The sequence below is a fragment of the Pseudomonas sp. R62 genome (assembly GCF_000257605.1).
Taxonomy (GTDB): domain Bacteria; phylum Pseudomonadota; class Gammaproteobacteria; order Pseudomonadales; family Pseudomonadaceae; genus Aquipseudomonas; species Aquipseudomonas atacamensis.
Genome location: NZ_JH635998.1, coordinates 329,103 through 331,652 on the forward strand (window position 1 = coordinate 329,103; position 2,550 = coordinate 331,652).

The window sequence follows — 2,550 nt, forward strand, 5'->3', positions numbered from 1 at the left end:
ACATTTCACAGGCGGAACGCGGAGCGTCCCAGAATGCGTTCCCACGCAGAGCGTGGGAACGATCTCAATCACCGCACGCGGGGATGATTATTGAGGTTTCAAAGACGCCTTCGCGAGCAGGCTCGCTCCCACATTCGACCGTGATCAAATGTGGGAGCGAGCCTGCTCGCGAATAGCGCTTTTGATCTTGCTTGCCGCTCGAAGCCTGAAGCTCCTAGCTGCCCTTGTGCAACTTGCGCATCAACTCCGCTTCAGCCTGGGTCAAGCCGCACGACTGAGTCAGTTCATCGACGCTGGCGCCCATGCCCACCAGTTTCGCCGCCTGGGCGAATGACAGGCTCGATGGGTCGCGTTGTTCCAGAGCAACGATCTTGTCCGGCAACGGACTCACCACTGCGCGCAACTCGTGCAGGGCTTCGCCCATGCGCACGTTGCCGTTCTGGTAATCGTCGACGCGTTTGGCCAGTTCCTTGATGCGCTGATCACGCAGCGCGTCGCCCTGAGCCTGCTGCGCAGCGATCACCCGCTGCGCCTTGATGTACGAGACGAACATCGCCAGCGTACCGGCCCAGAACAGGAACAGAACAATTACCGCAACCTCGAGAATCAAATCAGATGCTCTCCAGTTCCGACCATTCTTCTTCGCTCATCATCTTGTCCAGCTCGACCAGAATCAGCAGTTCGTTGTTCTTGTTGCACACGCCCTGGATGAACTTGGCCGACTCTTCGTTACCGACGTTCGGCGCGGTTTCGATTTCCGACTGACGCAGGTAAACCACTTCGGCGACGCTGTCGACCATGATGCCGACGACTTGCTTGTCGGCTTCGATGATGACGATACGGGTGTTGTCGCTGATCTCGCCGCTGTGCAGGCCGAAGCGCTGACGGGTGTCGATCACGGTGACCACGTTGCCGCGCAGGTTGATGATGCCCAGCACGTAGCTCGGTGCACCCGGTACCGGCGCGATCTCGGTGTAGCGCAGCACTTCCTGCACGCGCATCACGTTGATGCCATAGGTTTCGTTATCCAGTTTGAAGGTCACCCATTGCAGGATCGGATCTTCAGAACCTTTTGCATTCGACGCCTGACTACTCATACCCTGACCCCTCGAAAAAACCGCCCCGGGCGGTGTGTGTTCTGTGTGGTGGCACTGGAAAATGCCATCGCCTGATTGTTATGTCGGCTGCTATGTCGGTTTATGTAGCGGCTTGTTGCCACTCAAGTGCTTTGCCCCGCCGCTGGCGATCAACTCGGCCAGTGCGGATACGTCAAGCAATGCACACATGTGCTCGATCACGGTGCCGGCGAGCCATGGCCGCTGACCCCGGTGACTTCTCCATTTGATTTCATTCGGGTCCAGGCGCAACGAGCGGCTGACCTGATGCACCGCCAGCCCCCACTCGTAACCTTGTACCGAAATCACGTATTGCAGGCCCTGCCGGAAGTCATCGCGGTAGCGATCCGGCATGACCCAGCGCGCGGTGTCCAAGACTTTCAGATTGCCGGCCTGGCTCGGCAGAATCCCGAGGAACCACTCCGGCTGGCCAAACAGCGGCGTCAGCTCGTGGCCGGCCAGCGAATAGATCGAGCCAAGGCACACCAGCGGCACCGCCAGGGTCAGCCCGGCTACATCGAACAGCAAGCATTCGAAGGCTTCGGCAGCCCAGGCCGGACGGCCATCGGGCTCGACCGGTGGCGGCGGGTTGTTCGGCGGCAGGTGCACTTCCACCAGCGGCGGGACCAGCACCTGCGGCTCAGCAATCTGCGGCGCGGGTTCTGGCTCCGGTTCGGATTCCGGCACGGTCAATAATTGTGTTTGCAGCAGCGGCGCCAGTGTTGACAGTGGCGCGCGCGGTTCGTCGATCAGCGCCACCGGTGCTTTGGCCACGGGGGCAGCAGCAGGCGCGGCAATCGGAGCGACGGATTTCTGCGCGTCACGGGCCTGCTCTTCCAGCACCGCGGCCTGGAACTCGTCCATGGCCTCGGTGCTTTCCACCACTTCAGGCTGCGCCTGTTCGACGACTGGCGGCAGTACTTCGACCGGCGCAGGCAAGTCCTCGGGCAAGTCGAGCAGCAGGTCTTCCAGATAGGACTGCAAGGCCTGTTGCGGACGTGAAGTCAGCTTCACCGGCCGGTTCATGCGCGACTCCCTGTAGGAGCTGCCGAAGGCTGCGATCTTTTGATCTTTTCAGGAGCACTGACAGGCCAGATCAAAAGATCGCAGCCTTCGGCAGCTCCTACACGAATAAGGATCATGCTCAGGCCACCTGCGGAACAAGTTGCTGCGCGAGCAGGTGCTTGAGCAGCGCGCGGTAGGCCAGCACGCCACGGCTCTTGCCGTCGAATTGCGAAGGCGTGACGCCCGCCCGGCTGGCGTCGCGCAGACGGGTATCGACCGGGATGTAGCCGTGCCAGATGTCTTCGGGGAATTTGTCACGCAGCACGCGCAAGGTGCCCATCGACGCCTGCGTGCGGCGGTCGAACAAAGTCGGCACGATGCTGAACGGCAACGGCTGTTTGCGCGAACGATTGATCATCGCCAGGGTGTT

At 60.9% G+C, this 2,550-nt stretch carries 4 protein-coding genes; all 4 read right to left on the reverse strand.

Features of this window, described 5'->3' with window-relative positions:
* Positions 1 to 214: 214 nt before the first annotated feature.
* Complete coding sequence (locus tag OQK_RS02980) at positions 215 to 610, reverse strand: DUF2802 domain-containing protein (protein WP_016771049.1); 396 nt, start codon at positions 608 to 610, stop codon at positions 215 to 217.
* Between the two features lies 1 nt (position 611).
* Positions 612 to 1,097, reverse strand: a complete 486-nt coding sequence (locus OQK_RS02985) for a chemotaxis protein CheW (RefSeq protein ID WP_016771050.1) — start codon at positions 1,095 to 1,097, stop codon at positions 612 to 614.
* Between the two features lie 90 nt (positions 1,098 to 1,187).
* Positions 1,188 to 2,141 (reverse strand): CheW domain-containing protein, encoded by a 954-nt coding sequence (locus OQK_RS02990; RefSeq protein WP_016771051.1) that lies wholly within the window; start codon positions 2,139 to 2,141, stop codon positions 1,188 to 1,190.
* A gap of 118 nt (positions 2,142 to 2,259) precedes the next feature.
* Positions 2,260 to 2,550: hypothetical protein (locus OQK_RS02995; protein WP_016771052.1), on the reverse strand; the 291-nt coding region annotated here is incomplete at its 5' end.

Bases quoted from the DNA above. Each gene is read 5' to 3' on its own strand.
- OQK_RS02985 (WP_016771050.1), bottom strand. From the start codon at position 1,097: ATGAGTAGTCAGGCGTCGAATGCAAAAGGTTCTGAAGATCCGATCCTG.
- OQK_RS02990 (WP_016771051.1), bottom strand. From the start codon at position 2,141: ATGAACCGGCCGGTGAAGCTGACTTCACGTCCGCAACAGGCCTTGCAG.